19 protein-coding genes are annotated in these 24,184 nt (G+C 47.8%); 13 read left to right on the plus strand and 6 right to left on the minus strand.

What is annotated here, in order from left to right:
• Window positions 1–512 precede the first annotated feature (512 nt).
• The 7 genes from FN124_RS28780 (at window position 513) to FN124_RS28810 (ending at window position 13,641) form a co-directional block, all read left to right on the plus strand.
• Window positions 513–1,196 carry a response regulator transcription factor gene (locus FN124_RS28780; RefSeq protein ID WP_142688250.1) on the plus strand — a complete coding sequence of 228 codons (684 nt, stop codon included), beginning with the start codon at window positions 513–515 and terminating at the stop codon, window positions 1,194–1,196.
• Window positions 1,193–2,503: a sensor histidine kinase gene (locus FN124_RS28785; protein ID WP_142688251.1), complete on the plus strand. Its 1,311-nt coding sequence runs from the start codon at window positions 1,193–1,195 to the stop codon at window positions 2,501–2,503. The genes FN124_RS28780 and FN124_RS28785 overlap by 4 nt, the downstream gene beginning before the upstream one ends.
• 121 nt (window positions 2,504–2,624) lie before the next feature.
• Window positions 2,625–4,007, plus strand: coding sequence for a TolC family protein (locus FN124_RS28790; protein ID WP_142688252.1), 1,383 nt, complete (start codon window positions 2,625–2,627; stop codon window positions 4,005–4,007).
• Window positions 4,008–4,060: 53 nt separating this feature from the next.
• The gene (locus FN124_RS28795; protein ID WP_142688253.1) at window positions 4,061–7,333 is read left to right on the plus strand and encodes an efflux RND transporter permease subunit; all 3,273 of its coding nucleotides are present in this window, start codon (window positions 4,061–4,063) and stop codon (window positions 7,331–7,333) included.
• Between the two features lie 30 nt (window positions 7,334–7,363).
• The gene (locus FN124_RS28800) at window positions 7,364–8,485 is read left to right on the plus strand and encodes an efflux RND transporter periplasmic adaptor subunit (RefSeq protein WP_142688254.1); all 1,122 of its coding nucleotides are present in this window, start codon (window positions 7,364–7,366) and stop codon (window positions 8,483–8,485) included.
• Window positions 8,486–8,674: 189 nt separating this feature from the next.
• Window positions 8,675–11,101: a TonB-dependent receptor gene (locus FN124_RS28805; protein WP_142688255.1), complete on the plus strand. Its 2,427-nt coding sequence runs from the start codon at window positions 8,675–8,677 to the stop codon at window positions 11,099–11,101.
• A 197-nt stretch (window positions 11,102–11,298) separates the two neighbouring features.
• The gene (locus tag FN124_RS28810) at window positions 11,299–13,641 is read left to right on the plus strand and encodes a TonB-dependent receptor (RefSeq protein WP_142688256.1); all 2,343 of its coding nucleotides are present in this window, start codon (window positions 11,299–11,301) and stop codon (window positions 13,639–13,641) included.
• A gap of 101 nt (window positions 13,642–13,742) precedes the next feature.
• Here the strand turns inward: FN124_RS28810 and FN124_RS28815 are convergent, their stop codons facing one another.
• Window positions 13,743–14,684 (minus strand): alpha/beta fold hydrolase, encoded by a 942-nt coding sequence (locus FN124_RS28815; RefSeq protein ID WP_142688257.1) that lies wholly within the window; start codon window positions 14,682–14,684, stop codon window positions 13,743–13,745.
• A gap of 239 nt (window positions 14,685–14,923) precedes the next feature.
• Here FN124_RS28815 and FN124_RS28820 point away from each other — a divergent pair, with 239 nt between their 5' ends.
• The gene (locus FN124_RS28820; RefSeq protein WP_142688258.1) at window positions 14,924–15,217 is read left to right on the plus strand and encodes a helix-turn-helix transcriptional regulator; all 294 of its coding nucleotides are present in this window, start codon (window positions 14,924–14,926) and stop codon (window positions 15,215–15,217) included.
• Window positions 15,218–15,223: 6 nt separating this feature from the next.
• Here the strand turns inward: FN124_RS28820 and FN124_RS28825 are convergent, their stop codons facing one another.
• Both FN124_RS28825 and FN124_RS28830 read right to left on the minus strand, forming a co-directional pair.
• A complete protein-coding gene (locus FN124_RS28825; RefSeq protein WP_142688259.1) occupies window positions 15,224–16,063 on the minus strand; it encodes a sugar phosphate isomerase/epimerase family protein in 840 nt (279 codons plus the stop codon).
• An 84-nt stretch (window positions 16,064–16,147) separates the two neighbouring features.
• Window positions 16,148–16,600: a hypothetical protein gene (locus FN124_RS28830; RefSeq protein WP_142688260.1), complete on the minus strand. Its 453-nt coding sequence runs from the start codon at window positions 16,598–16,600 to the stop codon at window positions 16,148–16,150.
• Window positions 16,601–16,699: 99 nt separating this feature from the next.
• Between FN124_RS28830 and FN124_RS28835 the strand changes: the two genes are divergently transcribed.
• The 3 genes from FN124_RS28835 (at window position 16,700) to FN124_RS28845 (ending at window position 19,857) form a co-directional block, all read left to right on the plus strand.
• Window positions 16,700–17,431, plus strand: a complete 732-nt coding sequence (locus FN124_RS28835) for a DUF481 domain-containing protein (protein WP_142688261.1) — start codon at window positions 16,700–16,702, stop codon at window positions 17,429–17,431.
• Window positions 17,432–17,478: 47 nt separating this feature from the next.
• Window positions 17,479–18,597, plus strand: coding sequence for a helix-turn-helix domain-containing protein (locus FN124_RS28840; RefSeq protein ID WP_142688262.1), 1,119 nt, complete (start codon window positions 17,479–17,481; stop codon window positions 18,595–18,597).
• A 90-nt stretch (window positions 18,598–18,687) separates the two neighbouring features.
• Window positions 18,688–19,857: a serine hydrolase domain-containing protein gene (locus tag FN124_RS28845; protein WP_142688263.1), complete on the plus strand. Its 1,170-nt coding sequence runs from the start codon at window positions 18,688–18,690 to the stop codon at window positions 19,855–19,857.
• A gap of 16 nt (window positions 19,858–19,873) precedes the next feature.
• Here the strand turns inward: FN124_RS28845 and msrB are convergent, their stop codons facing one another.
• The 3 genes from msrB to FN124_RS28860 form a co-directional block, all read right to left on the minus strand.
• Window positions 19,874–20,392, minus strand: coding sequence for a peptide-methionine (R)-S-oxide reductase MsrB (gene msrB / locus FN124_RS28850; RefSeq protein ID WP_142688264.1), 519 nt, complete (start codon window positions 20,390–20,392; stop codon window positions 19,874–19,876).
• 101 nt (window positions 20,393–20,493) lie between these two features.
• Window positions 20,494–21,039, minus strand: a complete 546-nt coding sequence (locus tag FN124_RS28855; RefSeq protein WP_142688265.1) for a carboxymuconolactone decarboxylase family protein — start codon at window positions 21,037–21,039, stop codon at window positions 20,494–20,496.
• A 78-nt stretch (window positions 21,040–21,117) separates the two neighbouring features.
• Window positions 21,118–21,675: a TetR/AcrR family transcriptional regulator gene (locus tag FN124_RS28860; protein WP_142688266.1), complete on the minus strand. Its 558-nt coding sequence runs from the start codon at window positions 21,673–21,675 to the stop codon at window positions 21,118–21,120.
• 131 nt (window positions 21,676–21,806) lie between these two features.
• Between FN124_RS28860 and FN124_RS28865 the strand changes: the two genes are divergently transcribed.
• Both FN124_RS28865 and FN124_RS28870 read left to right on the plus strand, forming a co-directional pair.
• On the plus strand, window positions 21,807–22,937 hold the full coding sequence (locus FN124_RS28865) for a lactonase family protein (RefSeq protein WP_221887951.1): 1,131 nt from the start codon (window positions 21,807–21,809) through the stop codon (window positions 22,935–22,937).
• Window positions 22,938–23,114: 177 nt separating this feature from the next.
• Window positions 23,115–24,182 (plus strand): glycosyltransferase, encoded by a 1,068-nt coding sequence (locus FN124_RS28870; RefSeq protein WP_142688267.1) that lies wholly within the window; start codon window positions 23,115–23,117, stop codon window positions 24,180–24,182.
• Window positions 24,183–24,184 lie beyond the last annotated feature (2 nt).

Raw genomic sequence — 24,184 nt, forward strand, 5'->3', positions numbered from 1 at the left:
GTATGCACTGCACCTGGTCAAACGGTTTTTTATGCCCGCTTATCCAGGATCCTGGCCAGGAAATTAGGCGGTTCTAAAGGGCTTTTTGTCCTTGAATACTGATTTTATTTTGAGATTTTTGGGTTAGGACTGTACATCTGTAAGGCATATTGTAGGATGCCTCCTGTTATATTTACACTTCACGGGAAAGTAAAACGCCGGTACGCCATATCTTATAGATACGGGGTATATATGGCTTAAATATGGTGTAAATATGGGGTAAATATGGTGTATATCCGGCGGAAACAGGGAGTATCCATAACCGAAGCCAGGGAGTGTCCATAATCTCCCCAACACTTCAAAAAACCAGTAGAAAAACTCCGCTTAAATCTCCCCAAATCCTTTATCAATCCAAAATTATCAAATCAGCGTAATCAGCGTAATCAGTTTAATCCTGAGTCAGACAAAATCCGCGCTAAAAACTTCAAATTTGCTATAAATTTACCCTGCACCTTGCACCCAGGTATGTTTTTATGAAAGTATTGATTGTAGAAGATAACAAGGAACTGGCCAGCGGTATTTCCGATTACCTCAACGGGGAAAAGTATATCAGTGAGCTGGCTTATGATATGGAAACAGCCAGGGAAAAGCTTTCCCTTTTCACGTACGACTGTATCCTGCTGGATATTATGCTACCTGACGGCAACGGGCTGGAGCTGCTTAATTTCATCCGGCAGGAAAACATCAGTAGCGGCATACTGATCATCTCCGCCAAAGATGCGCTGGATGATAAAGTGAACGGCCTCGAGCGGGGAGCAGACGATTACGTAACAAAGCCTTTTCACCTGCCGGAGCTGCATGCCCGGCTAAGGGCCATTTACCGCCGTAAGAAGCTGGATGGGAATAGCCTCATTGTTTTTAACGAGATAGAGCTTAATACAGATACCATGGAGGCCATGATCAATAATACCCTCCTGGATGTAACCCGGAAGGAATTCGACCTGTTGTTGTATTTTGTGGTCAATAAGAACCGGGTATTGTCGCGGCAGGCGATCGCTGCCCACCTCTGGGGCGATTACACCGACAACCTGGCTAATTTCGACTTTGTATACCAGCACGTAAAGAACCTGAGAAAGAAGATCAGCGCCGCAGAAGGAGTGGATTATATAGAAACGGTGTATGGATTAGGGTACAAGTTTAATACCTCCAAAACATGAAGCTGCTTAATAAAATAACGTTATGGTTTATCGGGATCGTATTCCTGATCACGCCCATCACGATGTACATCTCCCGGAACAACATCAAAAAACACCTGGATGATGCGGAAATAGCGCGTATGACCGCCGTGAACGACCGGGTGGCCCAGCAAATGATGGCCGGCGAAAAACCGGACCGCTATACCCATGGACGGCCCATACAGATCAGCACCATCACAGGCCCGCTCCCGGAAAAGAAAGTGGCGGTAACAAAAGATAATTTCATCGCGGAAGACCTTGGTCAGAAGGAATGCCGCATCACGGTAGATTCCTGGTATATGATCGGCAACCAGCCATATAAAATATCTTCATTTAATTATGTGATCAAGTCGGAAGAAATATTCCGCGGCATGCTTAGCACCGTAGTATGGAAAATGCTGCTCATGATCTTCGCGGTGTCTGTAACGGCGCGATTGCTTTCCAGGAAGATCTTTTCCCCGCTGCGCCGTACCATGAAAGCCATTCACCGCTTCGACCTGAAACAGAAAAATAAACTGCAGCTGCCGGAAACCACTACTACGGAGTTCAAAGAGCTGAATGTTTTTCTCAGCAAAATGACCGATAAGGCTATGGAAGATTACGCCGCCGTAAAAGAGTTCAGCGAAAATGCCTCGCATGAACTGCAAACACCACTGGCCGTGATCCGCAGCAAAATAGAACTGCTGTCTGAAACCAATATCGATGGCGTACAAGCCGCACTGATAGGAGATATGCAGAACGCGATCGAAAAATTGTCGCATATCAACCGCTCCCTTATCCTGCTTACCAAACTGGAGAACCAGGAATTCAAAGTGTCTGAAAGCATTAAGTTTTGCCGCGTGGTGAAAGATGTGATCGCCACTTATGAAGACTGGATCACTATGCGCGAAATTGCACTCACCACCAACCTCGATAAAAATATCCCGCTCAGTATTCATCCCGCACTGGCGGAAATGCTTATCAGCAACCTGCTGAGCAATGCGATCCGGCATAACCGCGACGGCGGACAAATAAAAATGGTGCTCACCCACCGCGATCTCTGCATCAGCAACACTGGTATACCTCCACAGATCCCTACCTGTGAACTGTTCCAGCGGTTTAAGAAAAGCAACCAGAGCAACGACAGTATCGGGCTTGGGCTTGCCATCGTTAAACAGATCTGCGAAGTGAACGGCTATGAAGTGGAATACGATTACGCCGATGGCTGGCATAAGATCCGGGTAGCATTTTACAAAAAACAGACAGTAAACAGCGAAACCCAGTCTGCAGCGGCCGCAGTAGCTGTTTAACTGTCCATCTCACAAAAAAAAATCCCGGATTTCCGTTTCCTTCAAGTTTACTTCAAAATGATACAGAAATTTTGCGGTTGAATATCCTTCAGGACATTTCAACCGTAAAATCTATCTATTCATGTGGAGCAAGAAATATTGGCTGTTGGCGGTTGTATCCCTGTTTCCGGGCTACAACTTGTATGCACAACAGGTATTTACACTTAAGCAGGCTATTGATACGGCTATTGCCAATTATGGGACCATCCGCGCCAAAGCCAGCTACACTGCAGCTTCCCGGGAACAGGTATCCCAGGCCCGCCGCGATTACCTGCCTAATTTGAATGTGGCAGCACAGCAGGATTATGGTACCGTAAACGGCCAGAATGGCCCGCTGTATGGCTTCGGAGGCTTAAGCGTGGCTTCCTCCGGCCTGCCCCTCGATCATCAGAACTGGAACGCCTCCTTCGGCGCTTTATACCTTACTAATATCAACTGGGATTTCTTCGCTTTTGGCAGGGCTAAGGAAAAAGTTAAAACAGCATTAGCGGCCGCCGCTCAGAACGACAAAGACTGGCAACAGGAGATTTTTAAGCACAAAATAAAAGTGGCGGCCACTTATTTAAACCTCGTTGCTGCACAACAGCTCACCCGATCCTACAGGGAAAATCTGGAACGTGCAGACACTATCAGAACAGTAGTGGTTACCCGCGTGAAGAACGGGCTGATAGCAGGCGTGGACTCCTCCCAGGCCAACGCGGAATACTCCAATGCAAAAATTGCCCTTACTAAAGCAAGGGATTTTGAACAAACACAAAGCAATGAACTGGCGCAGCTGCTGGGTATTGCACCCCGGCAGTTTATTCTGGATACTTCTTACGTAGCCCGCATCCCTGCACTGCCACAGCAAGCCCTTTCCCCGGAAAACCACCCGCTGCTGCAATGGTATAAAAGCAGGATCGCACTGAGCGATGAACAGGCGAAGTATGCCAAAACCTTTTACTACCCCGCGTTTACACTGGTAGGCGTATTGCAGACAAGGGGCTCCGGGTTTGGCAATGGCTATGCAGCTGATCAAACGGACTTTACGCACAACTACTGGGATGGCGTAAAACCTACCCGCACCAATTACCTGTTTGGCATAGGCGTTACCTGGAATATCACACAGCCCTTCCGTATTTCAAGGCAGGTGAAGGCGCAACAGCTCACCAGCCAGGGCCTGCAGGAAGAATATAATCTTGCTGATCAGCAGATCCGTGCACAGCTGGATCTCTCCGATATAAAAATTAAAAACGCGCTGGATAACTACCTGGAATCGCCCGTACAGGTGAAAGCCGCTTCAGATGCCTATCTCCAGAAATCAGTATTGTATAAGAACGGACTGACCAACCTGGTGGATGTAACACAGGCACTGTATGCGCTCATCAGGGCGGAAACAGACAAGGATATTGCCTATAGTAATGTATGGCAGGCACTATTGCTGAAAGCCGCCGCAGTGGGCGACTTCAGCATCTTTGAAAATTAGCTTTTCGTTAAACGGACGCCATTGACGGCTTTATTTATCAACATTTCAGTACCATGAACCTAATCAGTTTTGCTTTAAAGAAACCCATCACCATCCTGGTGCTGGTTGCCGGCCTGTTCTTCTTCGGGATAAAAGCAGTCAATACTATCAAGATTGATATCTTCCCGAAGCTGGATATGCCGGTAATTTACGTGTCGCATCCTTTTGGTGGGTACACGCCAAAGCAGATGGAATCCTTCTTTGCCAAACAATATATCAACATATTCCTTTTTGTAAATGGTGTTAAAAGCATAGAAACAAAAAATATCCAGGGGCTTACGCTGATGAAGATCAACTTTTATCCTGGTACCAATATGGCGCAGGCGGCAGCGGAAGTGAGCGCCTTCTCCAACAGGATACAGGCCATCTTTCCACCTGGTTCCAACCCGCCGTTTATTATACGTTTTGATGCCTCCACTTTGCCGGTAGGCCAGCTGGTACTGAGCAGCGATAAACGCAGTAACAACGAACTGCTGGATATGGCCAACGTATACGTGCGCTCTTCCTTTACATCTATCCCCGGGCTGATAGGTTCCACTCCATTCGGAGGGAACATGCGTACCGTGGTGATCAAGGCAGATCCTGAGCTGCTCCGCCAGCATAACATGACGCCGGATCAGCTGGTGGAAGCCATGCGTTTAAATAACCAAACGGCGCCTTCCGGTAACGTGCGTATCGGGGATAACAACTATATCACACCTGCCAATACTACTATCCGTACAGTAAAGGATTTTGAAAATATACCTTTGTTTAAGGGAGATGTACAAAACCTTTACCTGAGAGATGTAGCCACCGTAGAAGACGGGGCGGATGTTACCGCGGGCTATGCCCTGGTAAATGGACGCCGCTCTGTATATCTCAGTATTGCAAAAGGTGCAGACGCCTCTACCTGGGAAGTGGTGCAGAACCTGAAAAAGTCGTTGCCCAAAATGCAGGCGCAGCTGCCGGAAGACGTGAAACTGAGCTATGAGTTTGACCAGTCCACCTACGTGATCAATTCCGTAAAAAGCCTGCTCACAGAAGGTATCATCGGCGCCATCCTTACCGGCTTAATGGTACTGTTATTCCTTGGTGATCCGCGCGGTGCGATGATCGTGATCCTTACTATTCCCACCTCGGTTATTTCCGCTGTACTTTTCCTCAGCCTCTTCGGGCAAACCATCAATATTATGACGCTGAGCGGACTGGCGCTGGCTATCGGTATCCTGGTAGATGAGAGTACGGTAACGATAGAAAATATACACCAGCACCTGGATATGGGCAAACCCAAAGCACTGGCCATCTGGGATGCCTGCCAGGAAATTGCTTTCCCAAAACTGCTGATCCTGTTCTGTATCCTCGCGGTGTTTGCACCGGCATTTACCATGGGGGGCATCCCTGGTTCCCTGTTCCTGCCGCTGGCCCTGGCCATAGGTTTCAGCATGATCATCTCTTATTTCCTGGCACAAACATTTGTGCCTATCATGGCCAACTGGGTCATGAAAGTAAAGCATCATAAAAAAGCAGATGGTAAGGAGATGACCGATGCGGAAGAGTTTGCGGCTGCCGGTCTTGCAGGGGAGAAAGATACCTGGGAGCAAAAGAAATTGCTGGTGGAGCGCCACGACTTTAACAACAACGGCAAAGTTGGTGGCTTTGAACGCCTGAGAAACCGCTACCTGCGCTTTATCCAGCGGATGATGCCTTACCGTAAACCGATTGTGATCGTTTACCTGGTAGCCGTTTGCGGTATCGTGGCATTGCTGCTGAACAGCATTGGCCGTGATGTATTACCGAAAGTAAATGGCAGCCAGTTCCAGGTGAGAATGCGGGTGCCTGATGGTACACGTATTGAGCGTACGGAAGAACAAACCATCAAGCTGCTGGATGGTATTAACCAGGTAGTAGGAAAGGAGAACGTTTCTATCACCTCCGCGTATATTGGAATGCACCCCCAGCTGTTTTCCACGGCGCCCATCTTCCTGTGGATGGCAGGCCCGCATGAATCTGTAATACAGGTATCGCTCAGCGAGCATTACAAAACCAACCTCGATGAATTAAAAGATAAGATCAGGGAGAAAGCAAAAGCGATTGATCCGAAGATCAGTCTTTCCTTTGAGCCTATAGAACTAACGGATAAGATCCTCAGCCAGGGCTCACCCACACCGGTGGAAGTAAGGTTTGCAGGCCGGGACCGGAAGCTGAGCGAGCAGTATGCGCAGAAGCTGATCACCCAGTTAAAGAAACTGCCTTATCTCCGTGATGTGCAGCTGGGGCAATCCATAAAATATCCTGCTATCAATGTAAATATAGACCGTATCAGGGCCGCGCAGCTGGGAGTGGATATGAATGATATATCCCGTTCCCTGGTGGCTTCTACTTCTTCGTCGAGGCTTACGGAAAAGAATATTTGGGTAGATGAAAAAGCGGGTTTGAGTTACAACGTGCAGGTACAGGTGCCGGAAAGTAAGATGAACAGCCAGGCGCAGATCGGGGAAATCCCTTTATTAAGAAATGCTTCCCGCCCGGTGCTGAGTGATGTGGCTACCATGTCGGTAGATACTACTTATGGTGAAGTGGATAACCTGGGCGCCATGCCTACACTAACGGTAACGGCTAACCTGAATAATACAGATCTTGGCTCGGCTTCGGCAGATGTAAAGAAAGCCATTGCTGCATTAGGAGAGCTGCCCCGGGGATTGAACGTGGAACTGATCGGGTTAAGCAGTACGCTCACCGATACGCTGGATAGCCTGCAGGGCGGATTGATTGTAGCCATCGTGGTGATCTTCCTGATGCTGGCGGCCAATTTCCAGTCGTTCAAAGTATCGGCGGTGGTACTGGCTACAGTGCCGGCAGTATTGCTAGGCTCCCTTGCATTGCTGATGCTGTGCGGCTCTACGCTGAACCTGCAATCGTACATGGGGATGATCATGTCGGTAGGGGTGTCTATTTCCAACGCAGTGCTGCTCATCACCAATGCGGAACAGCTCCGCAAGCATAACGGCGATGCGCTGTTATCCGCATCAGAAGCGGCTGCCCTGCGTATCCGTCCTATCCTGATGACAGCCCTGGCTATGGTGGTGGGAATGATCCCTATGGCCAGCGGTCTTGGTGAAGCAGGCGACCAGTCGTCGCCGCTGGGAAGGGCCGTGATCGGCGGCCTGGTGGCATCCACCTTTGCGGCCTTGTTTATATTGCCTCTGGCGTTTGCATGGGGACAGGGAAAAGCGGGCACGCAAAGCGTATCGCTGCACCCCAGGGATGAAGAAAGTATTCACTATATCCCATCGGACGAAAAAGCATAACCATTATCTAATTCTTTTAAAATATACTTTATGAACAGCGGTACCCGTATTACATTTCCTTTATTGTCAGCGATGGTGATCACCGCAGGACTGTACAGTTGCAGTACTTCCGGCGCCAAAGAAGGAAAAGACACATCCGCCATTGAAGCAGCAGCCCCTCTTGAAGTTTTCTCCCTGGAAAAGGGCAGCCTGTCTTCTTCCATCCAGATCCCCGGTGAGCTGATCGCTTTCCAGCAGGTGGATCTTTATGCCAAGGTGAGCAGCTTTATTAAAAAGATGAATGTAGATGTAGGAAGCGAAGTATCCACCGGTCAGCTGCTGGCTACCATGGAAGCGCCGGAGATCAACTCACAGCTGTCGGGCGCCGAATCCCGCCTGAAATCGCAGGAGGCCATTTATTTGTCCAGTAAGGCTACTTACGATCGCCTGCTGGAAACGAGTAAAACGCCGGGTACTGTTTCACAGAACGACCTGGACCTGGCCTTTGCCCGGCAGAAATCCGACCTGGCCCAGCTGGATGCAGCCAAAGCTGCGCACCGCGAAGTAGGCGACAACCGTAATTACCTGGAAATACGTGCGCCTTTCAGCGGTGTGATCACCGCGCGTAATGTAAGCGCCGGCGCCTATGTGGGCCCTTCAGGAAAGGGCTCTGAAATGCCTATTTTTACCCTGCAGGAACAGAAGAAACTGAGGCTGGTGGTGAGCGTACCGGAAGCCTACACCAGTTACCTGACTAACCAGAGCGAAGTAGCTTTCAAGGTAAGATCTCTGAACAACAAAGAATTCAAAGGAAAAGTGATCCGCCTGGCCGGCGCACTGGACCGCAAGCTCAGGGCGCAGCATATTGAAATTGATGTAGCCAATAACGATAAATCATTGTTGCCCGGTATGGTGGCGGAAGTAGCCATTCCCCTCACCGGCAACGCCAGCAATTTCCTGGTGCCCTCGTCTGCAGTCCTTAATTCTACCAAAGGCGTATTTGTGCTGAAGATCCGGGACAAACATTCGAAATGGGTACCGGTAACTACTGGTCGCAGTGAAAACGGTAAAACCGAAGTGTTCGGAGAGCTCACTGCCGGCGATACCCTGGTAACCACCGCCAGCGAGGAAATAAGGGATAATGCTCCCGTACCCAATGTAAAAGTTAAGTAGATAGATAGTGGATGAAGAAGAAGTGGTCGCACCAGAAATGGTGCGGCCCTTTTTTATTCCCGGGGAATTTCCGGTTTGCCCCTTACACAACAACTTTTTCCGCTTTGCGTAAATCAAATTCCGTATCTGTCTGCAGAGATATAGCATATGCCCCGAACTTTGCGCCTGCAAATTTTAAGGAATCAGACAATGGAGAAATCAATAAGGAAATCTTTAGAGAGAACAGGCTGGTGTTTATTGTTACTCAGTGTAGTGTTATTCAACACCGTATCTGCCGAAGAAATAGACAATGGCGGCAGCATTAAAGGGCTGGTAACTACTTCAGACAACAAGCCGGCGCCGGGCGTGGTAGTGGTATTGAAAGGCACCAAAAAAACAACCCTCACAGACGATAACGGTATTTACTTACTCCGCAACATCAACCCGGGAAATTATACGATCCAGGTATCGCTTACCGGATATGAAACCACCAGCAGGGAGGTGACCGTGGAAAAAGATAAAACCATTACCATAGATCTTCAGCTTAATATCTCTGAAAAGAACCTGAATGAAGTAGAGATAACTGCCTCCCGGAATAAATACACCAAAAGAAGCAGCGAGTATGTAGCCAAACTGCCATTGAAAAATATTGAGAACCCGCAGGTATACAGCGTTATTTCCAGCGAGCTCATAAAAGACCAGGTGGTAACCAGCTACGACAATGCCCTCAACAATGCTCCCGGTATCAGCAAATTATGGTCTTCTACCGGCCGTGATGGCGACGGCGCCAGTTATTACTCCCTCCGTGGTTTCGCGGTACAGCCTACACTGGTAAACGGCCTGCCCGGTTTAACCAACGGAGGCCTGGATGTAGCGAACATAGACAGGATTGAAGTAGTGAAAGGCCCCTCCGGTACGCTCTTTGGCAGCTCCGTTGTTTCCTACGGCGGTCTGATCAATACCGTTACAAAGAAACCTTATGACCACTTCGGTGGTGAAATCAGTTATACCGGTGGCAGCTATGGTCTCAATCGCGTTACCGCTGATATCAATACTCCCCTGGATAAAGACAATAAAGTGCTGCTGCGCGTAACCGGCGCTTACCACGATGAGAACAGCTTCCAGGATGCAGGCTTCGTAAAGAAACGCTTCATCGCGCCGTCGCTTACCTATCATGTCAGCGACCGCCTCACCCTCATGCTGAACACGGAATTCCTTTCTTCGGAAAGTACCAATCTTACCATGTTGTTCCTGGACCGTGGTACCGCGCTGTTCGCAAAGAACCTGCAGGAGCTGGGATACGATAACAAACGTTCTTATACCAGCAACAACCTCAGCATCAAAACGCCTACTTCCAGCGTACAGGCCCAGGCCATCTATAAATTATCCGATACCTGGACCTCGCAAACCATTGTATCAAGAGGAACCGCTAAATCAGAAGGATATTATTCCTATCTCTACGAGGCTTCTTCCGCCATGCCTGGTTTTCCCAATATTTCACCCACTTTTGCAAGATATATCAGCTACCAGAACGGGAGCACCAATACTACTGATATCCAGCAGAACTTCACCGGCGATTTTAAGATCGGGCAGTTCCGCAACAGGGTAGTGGCCGGCCTGGATTATTTCAACCGCCACACACAGGGCAACAGCACCGGCTATGCCTTGAATGGCTTGGTGGATATGGCTGGTAACGACAACGGTATCCTGTCAAGGCAACATACCGATTCCTTGCTGAATGCTTTACGGGTCGACAATTCCAACCTCACACAGGAAACATACAGCGCTTATGTGTCTGATGTATTCAATATCCTGCCCAGCTTATCCGTAATGGCCAGTTTGCGTGTAGACCATTTTAAGAATGGCGGTCTTACTGTAAGCGAAAACAATAAATACTCTCAAACCGCGCTGTCGCCTAAATTTGGTATCATGTACCAGCCTATCCTGAATACGCTGTCTGTTTTTGTGAACTATATGAATGGTTTCACCAACAGCGCACCACGGCAGCGTGGCGACAATGTGTGGGTAAGCTTCGATCCTGAGCAGGCCAACCAGATGGAAGGCGGTGTGAAAGTAAACCTACTGGGTGGTATGATCACCGGTTCCGTAAGCTACTACGATATTAAAGTAAAGAACATCATCCTGCAAACAGGTGGCGGCACAACAACAGGCTATACCCAGGGTGGCGAAAGAACCAGTCGCGGCGTAGAAGCGGAGATCGTAGCTAACCCGGTGGCTGGTTTGAACATCAGTGGTGGCTACAGCTACAACGACAGTAAATTCACTGAAACAAACGATAAGGAATACCTGGGCAGACGCCCTGAAGAAGCAGGCCCTAAAAACCTCGCTAACCTCTGGATCACTTACAAATTCCAGAACGGCCCGGTGAAAGGTTTTGGTATCGGCTTCGGCGGCAATTATACCAGCGAAAACATGATCCTCAACAGGCTCACTACCGGCGTGTTCACTTTACCATCTTACACGGTATTAAATGGCTCCCTGTTTTACAACACCAACAAGTTTAATGTAGCGTTCAAACTCGATAACATCGGTAACAAAGAATACTACAAAGGCTGGAGCACCATTGAACCGCAAATGCCACGGCGCTTTTCAGGAAACGTAACGTTTAAGTTCTAAAGCCATACAAATAAAAAGAAGAGCGTCTCAGGAAACAACCGGGGCGCTTTTTTTTGCCGGTCTGCCGGCAGATATTCAGAAGCACCTTACATCCCCGTAGTTAACAATATTTCCCTTTTCAATAAATACTTTTCCGGAATATTAAAACAAGGCAGTTTCTCCTGCGATATCTTGCAGAAAATTTTTTACGCCTAACCATGAAGAAATTACTGTACTGCCTGATCTTATTACTGCCGCTGTATGCCTTCTCCGATACGGAAACTGATTTTGGTACTATTAAAGGAATAATAACTACCAGTGATAATCAAACCGCTGCGGCTGTAACAGTGACGATAAAAGGGACTTCAAGAACTGCCATTACGGGGGACGATGGCGCCTTTACTATTCACCGGGTGCCAGCCGGCGACCACCAGTTAGAGATCTCACTGATCGGATACCAGACGCTCAGGCAAAATGTGCGCGTGGAAAAGGGCCAGACAACCAATGTATCGCTCCGGCTGGAATTATCTGATACACAACTGCGGGAAATTGTTGTTAACAGCAACCGTAATAAATTTACGGATAAAAATACAGACCAGGTAGCAAGGCTTCCCCTGAAGAACCTTGAAAACCCACAGGTATACCAGACCGTAGGCAAAGCCCTGATGCAGGAGCAACTGATCACCGAACGTACGGATATTTACAGGAATATTCCCGGTGCAGTGCCCAATTTCGCGGTAGGCGGCTCCCAGGGTATGAGCATACGCGGTTTTGCCAATGCCACGGGTATGCGAAACGGTATGGTCACCAGCGCAATTGTGCCCTTGAACCCGGTTATCCTTGAGCGTATAGAAGTAATAAAAGGGCCTTCGGGCACTTTGTTTGGCAGCAACCGGAACATCACTTTCGGCGGGCTTTATAACTATGTGACCAAGAAGCCGTACGATCATTTCGGCGGAAATATAAGCTTCACCGGCGGCAGCTTTGAATTTGCACGCTTTACCGCAGATGTCAATGCCCCGCTGAATGATGATCATACCCTGCTGTTCCGGCTCAATGCCGCCGGGCAAACGGAAGGCTCTTTCCAGGACCAGGGATATGCGAAGAATTATACCATTGCTCCCAGCTTCTCTTACCAGGTGAACGACCGGCTGAATTTCCTGGTAGACGTGGATATTACCAGGGGCAACTTCGCTACCGGTACTTATGCAGTGAGCGATTTTAAAAATGTGAAAGCGAGAAGCTTTAAAGATCTTAACATCGGGTACAAGCGTTCGTACATTAATAACGGGGCCGATATCAGCAATGGTATCAATAACATACAGGGCAAGATCACCTATAAAATATCAGACGCCTGGACCTCCGAAACGAATTACCTGTTTTCCGAAGGCTTCTATAAACATTTTTACTGGACCAACATGACCCTGCTCACAGATTCCACCATGTCGCGCAGTGTGAGGAATCAGAAACCCGAAACGTTTGGTAATATTCAGTTGCAGCAGAATTTTATAGGCGATTTCAGGATCGCATCGTTGAGAAACCGGTTGGTGATAGGTATCGATTATAACCACAACTATAATAGCCTGAACCGCGTTACTGTTGGCTATGATGAAGTGAATATCAATCAACCGGTAAAAGAACTGAATGCTGACCTGATTGATGCGCTATCCTATCAGAAAGGATTTTCAGCTACCCGTACCAGGTCCAACAGTTACAGTGTGTATGCTTCCGATGTGCTGAACATAACCCCGGCACTGATGACCATGTTGAGCCTGCGCGCCGACCGCTTTACCACTGAAGGCACCTACACGGTGGCCACCGGTAAATATGCCGGTGATTATTCCCAGAATTCATTATCGCCCAAACTGGGTATTGTATACCAGGTATTGAAAGACAAGGTGTCTTTGTTTGCCAACTATATGAATGGTTTTGTAAACCTTGCCCCGCTTGTACAGCCGGATAATACCATCCTGAACCTGAAGCCCCAGCAGGGCAACCAGTGGGAAGGCGGTGTGAAGGTAGAGCTGCTCAATAACAGGTTAAGCGGTTCTGCCAGTTATTACAACATCGATGTGACCAATGTTACCCGGACGGAGATTGTAGACGGGAAAACCTTTATGTTCCAGGATGGTACGCAGCGCAGCAAGGGATACGAGGTGGAACTGACCGCTAACCCGGTAACCGGCCTGAATATCGTTGCCGGCTATGCCCATAACGAGAACAGGTATACGAAAGCATCTCCCGCATTGCAGGGTAAGCTGATTGTGGGTAGCCCGAAAGATATAGCTAATATCTGGGTAAGTTATCATCTGCTGCAGGGAAAGGCAAGGGGCCTGGGCTTTGGTGCAGGCGGAAACTATGTTGGCGACTCCTGGTTCGAATCCAGCAATACTTTCCTTTTGCCGGCATATACCCTGTTGAGCGCTTCGGTATTTTATGATCAGCCGAAATACCGCCTGGCATTGAAAGGTAATAATCTCTTAAATGAAAAATACTGGGATACCAACGGTATACCACAGAAGCCTGTCAATTTCCTGGCAAGCGTAACCTTTAAGTTCTAAAAAGGATGCGGGCAGGCTATCAGGCCTGCCCGCATCCCTGTATATGTTATAACCCCGAAGGATTAAGCTATATTATTTTGAAACGCTCGAAAGCCAATTGTTTAAAAAGTAGGCGGCGCTGCACCTGGCTTAGCATCAAGAAAGTCGTTGATCATCGGTATCAGCCAGTCTGTACGCTGCATCATGCCTATATGCGTAGTGCCTGGCAGGATGGCTAAGCGCGACTGGGCCAGGCCGTGAATATCTCCCATTTTCCCTCCGCCTTTGGCACGAAACAGCTCAAGTGCGTGCTCATATCTTATACCATCGGCATCACCAATAGCCATGAAGATGGGCGCCTTTATATTTTTAACCTCTTTCGACCAATCATATGGTTTCAGGTCTATACTGATCACTCTTTTTACAAAGTCAGGGAAATGGGCAGGGTCATTACCAAGACTATCATACTGCTTTTCCAGGGGAGATCCCTTGAACATATCGGCGTTGATGGTGCTATACATGGCTTCCACATCGGGCCACCATCCATCATGCTTATAGGAACCGGACAACACGATCAGTTTACGCACCTGTTCAGGATGGCGAATGGCCATCTGGAAAGCTATCCCGCCTCCCATACTGTAGCCCAGTATATCGGCGCTGTCTATTTTCAGGTGCTTCAATAAACCGGATACATCATCTGCCATCCCTTCATAACTAAATTCCCTGGCTATATCCCTGGTACGGCCATGGCCCTGCATTTCCGCTACTATTACTTTCCTGTTTCCGGCCAGCAGGGGGATGAAACCCGACCAGTTCAGCGGAATGGTCATGTAGGAACCATGTAATAATACGATCGGCTCACCTTTACCATATACTTCATAGTACATCTTTAAGCCATTTACATCGGCATAGCCCGTTTCATTGGCTTTGATGTTTTGAGGCCGGGTAGTATCTGCAGATCCGGCTGTTTTTTCCGGGGCTTTTTCCTGGTTCGGCTGGCAGGCCATCGCGGTTATAATGATGGCAAGTAGAAGCCCCGCTTGGGTGATGAAACGCTTATTCATACAGTACAGTTTTATTACCTTACAAAGATTCAAAACAATATTTTGTCAGGGGCTGTACGTATGCGACAATTACAGGGCTAAAAACGACAACGCATTACCTGCATAAAAAAGAGGCTGTTTTAAATAGCCTCTACCTGCAATCAAAATGTATAGAGCTGCTTACCCTGCGGGTGGCATCGTTTGAAAAGCAGGCCCGCGCCAAAAGCGCGCTTACCTCAGCGTATGATAAAGACTGCATCATGTACGCGAAGGAGTATCTCCTGCAACATATTACTGCGCCACCTACACTCACAGAACTGGCTGCTATTGCAGGCACCAATACCTTTAAGCTGAAGAATGGTTTTAAGGAATTGTTTAATAATACGGTGTTTGGTTACCTCAGTGATACGAGGCTGGAAAAGGCACAGGGCTTACTGTTGGCGGGGATGCCTGTGAAAGAAGTGGCAGACAGGCTGGGATATTCTTCTGTACAGCATTTCAGTACAACCTTCCGGAAAAAGTTCAGTGTTCCTCCCGGAAAGCTGTACCGGTAATGATTATCAGCTGTTAACTGTATTGATCACACCTCTGAAAAAACCGGCCGACTCGGCGATGCCCGGCAAAGGATCATTCATATCTTTTTCAAATTCCAGGCTGCATACCCCGGCATAATTGATCTTTTCCAGTGCCGTTACCAGTTTTTTAAAATCAATGGCGCCCCTGCCAAGTTCAATGGCTTTTCCATCTTTCTGTGCAGCGGAAATATCCTTGATGTGCAGGTCAAATATCCTGTGCTTATAGGCCAGCACCGCTTTGGATGGCTCTTCCCCGGCACGGGCGGCATGGCCGATGTCCAGGCACAGGCCCAGGCGCTCATCCCTGTTCTTAATAAGGTCGTACGCATTTTTCGGACCGGGATAGAGCTTGTCTTCCGGACCATGGTTATGCACCGCCAGGCGTATATTAAATTCTTTGATCTTCTTTTCCGTATAATCCAGCAGCTCCGGGTTAGGCACACCTACAATTAACGGCACGCCTACACGTTTTGCATAATCAAATGCTTCATCCACTGCTTTTTCCGTTTTCATGTATATAACGCCTACCGCATACACGTGAATGCCTGCTGCGGAAAATTTGCCCAGCACTTCTTTTATTTTTTCCGGAGAGCTGTTTATAGGGAGATGAATATCTTTTACAGAGATATTTTTGATATTCACCCGGTTCATCATGGCGATGGCCTGGTCGAGATCAAATTTGGCAAAGGTATAGCCCGCCATACCAATGGGCAGCGCTGTTTTCCTTGCCAGCCTGCCGGCAGCTGCTGCCGTGGTGAAAGGCGCCATGGTAGTGGCAGCCATGCCCAGCGCGGTTTGCAGCAGAAAGTTTCTTCTTGATGACATATTGTATCGTGTTTCGTGGTTTCAGCAAAAAGTACGGCACTGAAGGCAGTACAACGGGCTAATATCTCTAAAAAACTTTAGTTTTTATCGTTTTTTTATAATGTACCTGGCGATACCCCAAAAAAGGTGACCGGCAAAAATCAGTTGTGCGCCCAGCAAAAATAATATCAGCCAGCGATAGGCAACCTCAGACGTGTTTATGTAGTAGTAGGTTTTTTGCCTGGCGCCAGTGTTATAATAGTCTGCAAAAAACACCACTAAAAACAATATCAGCAGCGTTAGCAGAATATGTGCCCATGTTAGCGCCCGGCTGGGAAGGAAGTGCTTTAAACCGGCATACAACCCTGCAGCAGCTATAAAGCAAAAGGAAACCAGCCAACAGATATGGCTGGTGGGTATCACCAGCATAGTATCGTATATATGGATATCCGTTGTTTGATGAAGGGTAAAAAAGGGGTAAACGATCAACGCCAGAGCGATGAACAGGAATAACAGGTAAGGGCGGCGTTTAACAGATAGTAAAGCTCTTTGCAGCATGAGATTCAGATTATTAATAAAGATACTGATTCTTTCAGAATGTTCAGGCACGTTAATTGCGGCGCCCGAATCGCATTGTAAACACCTAAGCACCTGGTCATGAAGAGATTAGTTTTACTATGGATGATATTATTATATGGTTTGAGCACCCAGGCCCAGTTCAGCGACTCGGTGCATTATTACATCAAGTACGCGTCTACCGGTTCTGTGAACATGACCAACGATGGAAATTCCTTCCTGCTTAATAACAACCTGGGCTTCAAGATCAGCAAGAAAAGAATGACGCTGAATATGGGCGCCAGTTATGTATACGGGAAACAGGACCACAGCGTTACCAACAACGATGTATCTACCGCTTTGGATTTTAATATTTACCGGGGAGAAAGGAAGATATATTTCTGGGGTCTTGCCAACTACGATAAAAGTTATTCCCTGAAGATCAACGATCGCTTCCAGGGTGGCGGGGGCGCTGCTTACGATGTCATTAAGCGGGAAAATGCCACCCTGAACCTCAGCGATGGGATATTGTTTGAAAACAGCGATCTTTTTCTTCACGATACCATCCCGGATGTGTACCAGACCTTCAGAAATTCCTTCCGGGTATATTATAAGTGGGTGATCAAAGACATTATAGTGCTGGAAGGTTCCAATTACCTCCAGAACTCTTTTTCTCACAGTAACGACTATATTATAAAATGCAATAACACCCTTGCTGTAAAGTTGCGTTCCTGGCTTGCCATCACCGCCGCCATGACCTACAACAAATTAAACCGTACCGAGCGTGAAAACCTGCTGATGACTTATGGGCTCACGGTGGAGAAATTTTTCTAGCAATACCTGGTTGCCGGCGGAAAAAGATTTTATCTTATTTTGGTACCATGGAACGGTTATTCCAGACTATTATTTTACTGGGCGTTATCCAGGGCTTTATTGTAAGCGGGTTGCTGTTTTTTTCTGTTAAAAAACGCAGGGCTAACCGTTTCCTGGCAGTGCTGATCTTCCTGCTCAGTATGGCCAGCTTTTGTTTAAGCGGCGAATACCACCAGTGGTTTGGTTCTCCCTGGCTGCGTTTCTTCAGCCAGCTGGTGCCGCTTATTGTTGCAATGCCCTTAGGACCGCTGATGTATTTCTATATACAATCTTTCACCGATCCTGAATTTAAGCTCACCCCCCAACGGCGCAGGCATTTCTGGCCGGTGGTCATTGATCTTGTATCACCGGTGGCCGCTATTATATTTGTGGTGGGCGTGCTCCTGGGTGTATTGAAGAATCATCCCCAGCCATGGATCATCTTTATAGATACCTACAATGTATATTCAGATATTCCCCGTTGGATATCGCTGGCTACTTATACAGGATTATCTGTCAGGTTCCTGGCGGCGTATAAACGAAGCAATCCTCCTGGTGCAGGCCTGCGCTGGTTGCAGCAGTTAACCTGGTTGTTTGCCGGCTTCTCCGCCATATGGCTGGTGTACCTGGTGCCATATGTGATTCCCCGTTATACGGATGTGATGCTTGATAAATTCGACTGGTACCCGGTTTATGTGCCCGTCACCATCCTGATCTACTGGCTGGGAATTAAGGGGTATATTATTTCCTACCAGGAACTGGTGACTGCAAAGAAAACGGAAACAATATTGCCCGAATCCACCACGGCGCCTGCCGTAATGCTGCTGAAAAAAGCCATGGAGGAAGACCAGCTGTTCCTGAACGCGGCGCTTACCCTGCAAATGGTGGCGCAACATACCGGCCTGCCGTCTAAAACTATTTCCGCGGTATTGAACCAGCACCTGCATAAAAATTTTAATGAGTATGTAAACGGCTACCGCGTTAACCTGTTTAAAGAAAAACTGTTGCAGGAGGAGGCTGATCAACTCACCTTCACAGGTATGGCATACGACTGCGGCTTTTCATCATCCGCTACTTTCCAGCGGGTATTCAAACAGCTCACGGGCATGTCGCCTTCCGAATTCAGGAAAAGCGCTTTGCAAACGTAGAAATCCACGCTTTAATATGCCTCAAATCCGGATATGAGTAGGTAACCACAAGGTAAACAGGGAGTTTTGCCATCAAAACAAATAACCCGGATGACACATCGCTTTACTTCCACTTCTTTCACTTTTTTGGGGATCGCCTTGTTTTTATTTGCCTGTGGCAGCAGCCGGCAGGCCACCAACAGGATACCGGTAACTTCCCGCGACGCTGTATGGAGCGCGGAGAGAATAGATCAGTTTGAAAAGAAACTGGAACATCTCCGTGAAAAATATCATATTCCCGGTATTTCGGCGGGCGTGGTAAATGAAAAACAACTGGCCTGGAAAAAGGGTTTCGGCTATGCAGACCTGGAAAACAGGACCATACCGGATGAAAACACGGTTTACCAGGTGGCTTCTGTGACCAAAACTTTTGGCTCCATCATTCTCATGCAGCAGGTACAGGCCGGAAAGGTGAGCCTTGACGATCCTATCGGCAAATACGGCATCAACCTGGGTGCCCGCTGGGGCAGCGATCCGAGGATTAAGGTAAAGCATCTGTTCACCCATACGGCCATGGGCAATATGTTCAACAGTTACAAACCCGGTTATGTATTCCGGTATAACGGCGGATGGTATAATGAGCTGGGAAAAGTAATTGAAAAATCTTCCGGGCAAACCTTCGGTGAGTTGCTGATGGAACAGATCATCAGGCCGTTGTCGCTCAAAAATACGGCGCCCAGTACAGACGACAGCCTCAATTTTGCGTTAACCGGTTATAATAAAGATGCTTTTATGCGGCGGGTAGCCAAACCGTACGATTGGAAAAGCAAGCAGCTGCAACCTGTTACTTTTAAATATGGTTTTGGTCCGGCTGCGGGTATTATGAGCAGCGTAGCGGATCTGGTGCTGTATTCCAATGCCATTGACGACCGGAAATTTCTCGCAGACAGCACCTGGGAGAAAGTGTTTACGCCTTATGTTACTCCTAAAGGGAAAACCATCCAGTATGGGCTTGGCTGGTTCGTAACCTATTACAAAGGCATAAAGGTGATGTGGCATACCGGCTGGTGGACCGGCTATTCTGCCTTGTTTGTAAAGATCCCGCAACGCGACCTAACGTTTATCATCCTGGCCAATTCACAGGATCTGAGCCGGCCTTTCTATCATATTGTACAGCCTTTGCCCGGCATAGGGATGTCCAATCCTTTCCGGCGCAACCTGAAAAAGAAACTGGCAGCTTCCGCATTCGGCGCCGCTTTCCTGGATCATTTCCTGGAATGAGGCGCCGGTTTTTGTATCAATGAGCACCCGGATCCGGTTCAAAATCCAGTGACACGGAGTTCATGCAATACCGTTTATGCGTAGGAGGAGGGCCATCATCAAAAATATGCCCCAGGTGGGAGCCGCAGCGTTCACAGATCACTTCTGTTCTTTGCATGCCCAGGGAATTGTCTTCCTTGTAAATAACGCTGTTGGCTTTCAGTGGTTCAAAAAAACTGGGCCATCCGCAGCTGCTGGCAAACTTGGCGTCGGACCTGAACAAGGGATTGCCGCAAACTGCACAGTAATAGCTGCCTTTTACATCGGAATCCCAGTACTTACCCGTAAAAGGCCGTTCAGTGGCATTTTCCCGGGCTACAGCATAAAGATCCGGTGGCAGTATTCTTTTCCATTCAGCATTGGTAATATGCAGTTTCCGCGTATCCGTTCTGGAATAGTAAGGATTTTTCACTGGCGCTTGTTTATTGTTACTGTTCTGGCTGTGGCAGGCTATCTGCGTAGCCAGGATCAGTGTTAAAAGGAATATTATTCTCATCTCACAAAAAAATACTGGTGAATAATACGGTCATACAAAATTACCGCTTTAAATCCGTAATAAAGATTAGACGGGCAGACCATTGTTTCCTTACAAAGTTTTTAAAAAATGTTAGCCAGTACCACTACTGGCCAGTCAACCTCCGTACCCGCTACCACGTTGAGATAGTTGGTGAAAATATTTCTCACTACGTTGGCAATGATTTCCAATATGGCCCCATCGGTATAGCCCGCTGCACGGAGGGTATGTACATCCGCTTCTGAGAGGCTTTGCGGCGATGTAAGCAGCTGCCTGGTAAACTGCATGGCGGCGGCTGTTTTCTCATCGCCGGCCTGCATTGCCCTGGCTTCCAGGATGTCTGCCGGTGTTAACCCGCTTTTCGCGCCAAGATGGCTGTGGGCCGACAGGCAATAGCTGCAGCCGTTGTATTCCGCGGAGGCAAGCGCGATCCTTTCCGCCATAGCGCTGCCAATGCTGCCTTTCCGGAGCGAGTTGCTGAATTGTACATAGGCCTCCAGTACTGCCGGGGATTGGGCCATAACGCCATACATATTGGGAACACGGCCAAGTGTGCGGGCTACCTGTTCCAGTACCGGTTTTGCCGCTGGTGCAGCTTCTGCTGCTGATAATGCAGGAATTGTATTCATAAGTGTGTTTGCTTCTAGTTATAGACAATTTTGTCTATAACCAGGTAAAAAAATAACCCTTTACAGGGTGGTAATAAATTATGGCTGACCAATTAACATCCTGGCTGTTTTCTTGGCCGTTTTAACCGGCCACAGGTCCCTGTACACTTTGCTTTCCACGATGGCGCCTTCAAAAAGAAGATAGATCGTATCTGCCAGTGCAGGCGTTTGCCCCGGAACAGCGCTTAACAGCTGTTGCAGGTATTTCCGCAGTTTGCGTTTGTGTTCCAGCACCTGTTGGTACATTTCCGGCTGGCTATCACCGATTTCCGCCAGCATATTGATAAACCGGCAGCCTTTGAAATCCTGTTGAGGCAGTTGCTGCTCCAGGAAATCGAATACTGCCAGCAGCTTTTCCGCCGGCAATTTCTTTTTCCCCACGGCAGCGGTAATGCCGGCAAACCAGGTGGTTCTGGCTTCTTTCAGATAAGCCAGTCCCAGTTCTTCCTTGGAGCCAAAATGGCTGTACAGGCTGGCTTTGGCCACCCCGGCTTCTTCCAGCACCTGGTTGATGCCGGTGGAATTATATCCCTGGTCATAAAACAACCGCGATGCGGTGGCCAGTATTTTTTCTTTAGGATTGCCTGGTCTTGCCATGACATAAAGGTAGTAAATGTTTTTGGTAATAGACAAATTTGTCTATAATTATCCGGTGATCATCATTTTGCTGTTTTTTTTCAGGAGATAATTATCTTACAGTATATCTTCATGCTTAAATCATCAGCACATTGGTACGTAAGTTGTTTTTCGCCATCATTATGATGGTTTTTAGCGATCTGGTTGCACATGCACAGCAGTATTATCTTTTTGTGGGCAGTTATAACCATGATAAAGAAAAAGAGGGGGTATACCTGTACCGGTTTAACTACCAGACGGGCGCACTGCAGCAGGTATCCGCCACCAAAGGGATACTCAACCCTTCTTTTCTTACTTTGTCGCCGGATGGAAAATATATTTATGCCTGCTCGGAAGCGCAAACGCCTAACGTAGGCGGTGTAAGTAGTTTTGCTTTCGACCGTGCGAAGGAAACGGTTACGCTGCTTGGCAGGCAGGACAGCGGCGGCGATAACCCCGCCTACGTAGGAGTGGACCCCACCGGCAAATGGCTTATCTGCGCCAATTACAGCGGCGGCAGTTTGTCTGTTTTCCCGCTCAGTGGCAACGGTCATATTGCGCCCGCCAAACAAACTATTTCATTCAAAGACAGCAGCATTGTACGAAGCCGGCAGCTCAGCCCGCACATCCATGCGGCGGTATTTTCTCCTGATGGACAATACGCTTTTTTCCCCGATCTGGGCGCAGATAAGATCCGTATTTACCGCCTGGCGCCCGATGCAGCGGAACCTTTGCAGCCGGGCAACCCGCCCTTTACAGCTACTGTTCCCGGCAGTGGTCCCCGGCATATCACCTTTCATCCGCAACTGCCAATGGCTTATTGCATAGAAGAGATCAGCGGTACCGTTACAGCTTACAAGTACCACAACGGCAAACTGGAAAGGATACAGCGGGTAGATGCCCACCTGGCAAAGCCCCAGGCCGATTACGGCGCCGCCGATATACATATCTCTCCGGATGGCCGCTTTCTTTACGCGTCTACCAGGGAAACATCCAACAGTATTTTTATTTATGCCATTAACCAGCAGAACGGGCAGCTGAAACAAATTGGTGTTGAATCTACACAGGGTGTTCATCCGCGGAATTTTGTGATTGATCCAACAGGTAAGTTCCTGCTGGTAGCCAACCAGAAAACCGGGAATATCGTGGTGTTTAAAAGAGATCAGCAAAGCGGGCTGCTGAAGGAAACAGGGGTGCAGGTAACATTGCCTAACCCGTCGTCCCTGCAAATCAGGGCCTATTAAGGGCTCTGAATATTGTTTGCCCTAAAAAAGCATTAGTTTTACAGCCTTATTTTAAACCAACAGCAACAATTGAAAAGAATACTTTATTTTTTTCCGTTAAATCCGGTTGAAAAAAACAGCGGAAGCCGAACGCGCGCGCTAAGCCTATTGAAATATTTTAAAACGCGTGGATTTAAGGTGGATTTCATTACCAAACTTGTTTGGGGACAGTATACGCCTGAAAGTATTAAAGCCTTCGAGAATGCCGGATTAGCGGAGAATATCTGGATTATGGAGCGTAAGCCGGTAAAGAAGAATCCTTTAAAGTACTTTTTTTCCTATAAGTTGTGGCATATCTTATTTGAACGTAGGCTGAAACTGGTAAAAGGATCTATTCCCAATCACACTACCTGGAACCTGCGCAAACAATTTGACGGGTTTCTCCGGCAGCAGCAATACGATTATATTATTATCAGTTATGCCTACTGGGCAGATCTCATCCGGGATAATCCCAATATAGGTAAGGCTGTAACTATTATTGACACCCACGATCTGCTGGCCTCACAACACCAGAATGATAAAGGATTTGATAAGGGCCAGGCTTTGGGAGATGAATTGAGAAGACTGGCGCTTTTTGACCAGGTATGGGCCATTTCTACCGAAGAAACCTATTTTTTTGGCCAGTTTCTCAGGGAGAAGGTCCGGCACATACCTATGATGATGGACGCTCCTCCAGTAGTACAGACCGAAGGTGATAAAGAATTTGACCTGGTGTACGTGGCTACCGACAACCCGCATAACCTGATTTCAGCCGCATGGTTTTTTAAGGAGGTTTATCCATTGTTATCAACGGAACTTAAGATTTGCGTGATAGGCCCTATCACCAAACACGTGCCGGAAGGATTGAAAAATGTTACCTGTATTTCGTTTGTGGATGACCTGAATGAATATTACCTGAAATCAAAAATTTCGCTTTGTCCGATGCTTACAGGCACCGGTGTAAAAGTAAAGGTTGTGGAAGCTATGTCTCACGGCTTACCTGTTGTATGCACAGAGCGCGGACTGGACGGCCTGCCTGATAAAGCCAATAACGGTTGCCTGGCAACCAATGATCCACGGGAGTTTGCGGGTCATATTCACCACCTTCTTAATAATAAACCGCTCTTCGCACAGATGAGCGCACAAAGCCTGGCATCTTTCCACAGACATTTTTCCAGGGAAGAAGGATATAAAAAGCTGGATAGTGCAATGGGTATTGATAAATAAAA

This window comes from Chitinophaga polysaccharea, from assembly GCF_902150045.1.
Lineage (GTDB): Bacteria > Bacteroidota > Bacteroidia > Chitinophagales > Chitinophagaceae > Chitinophaga > Chitinophaga polysaccharea_A.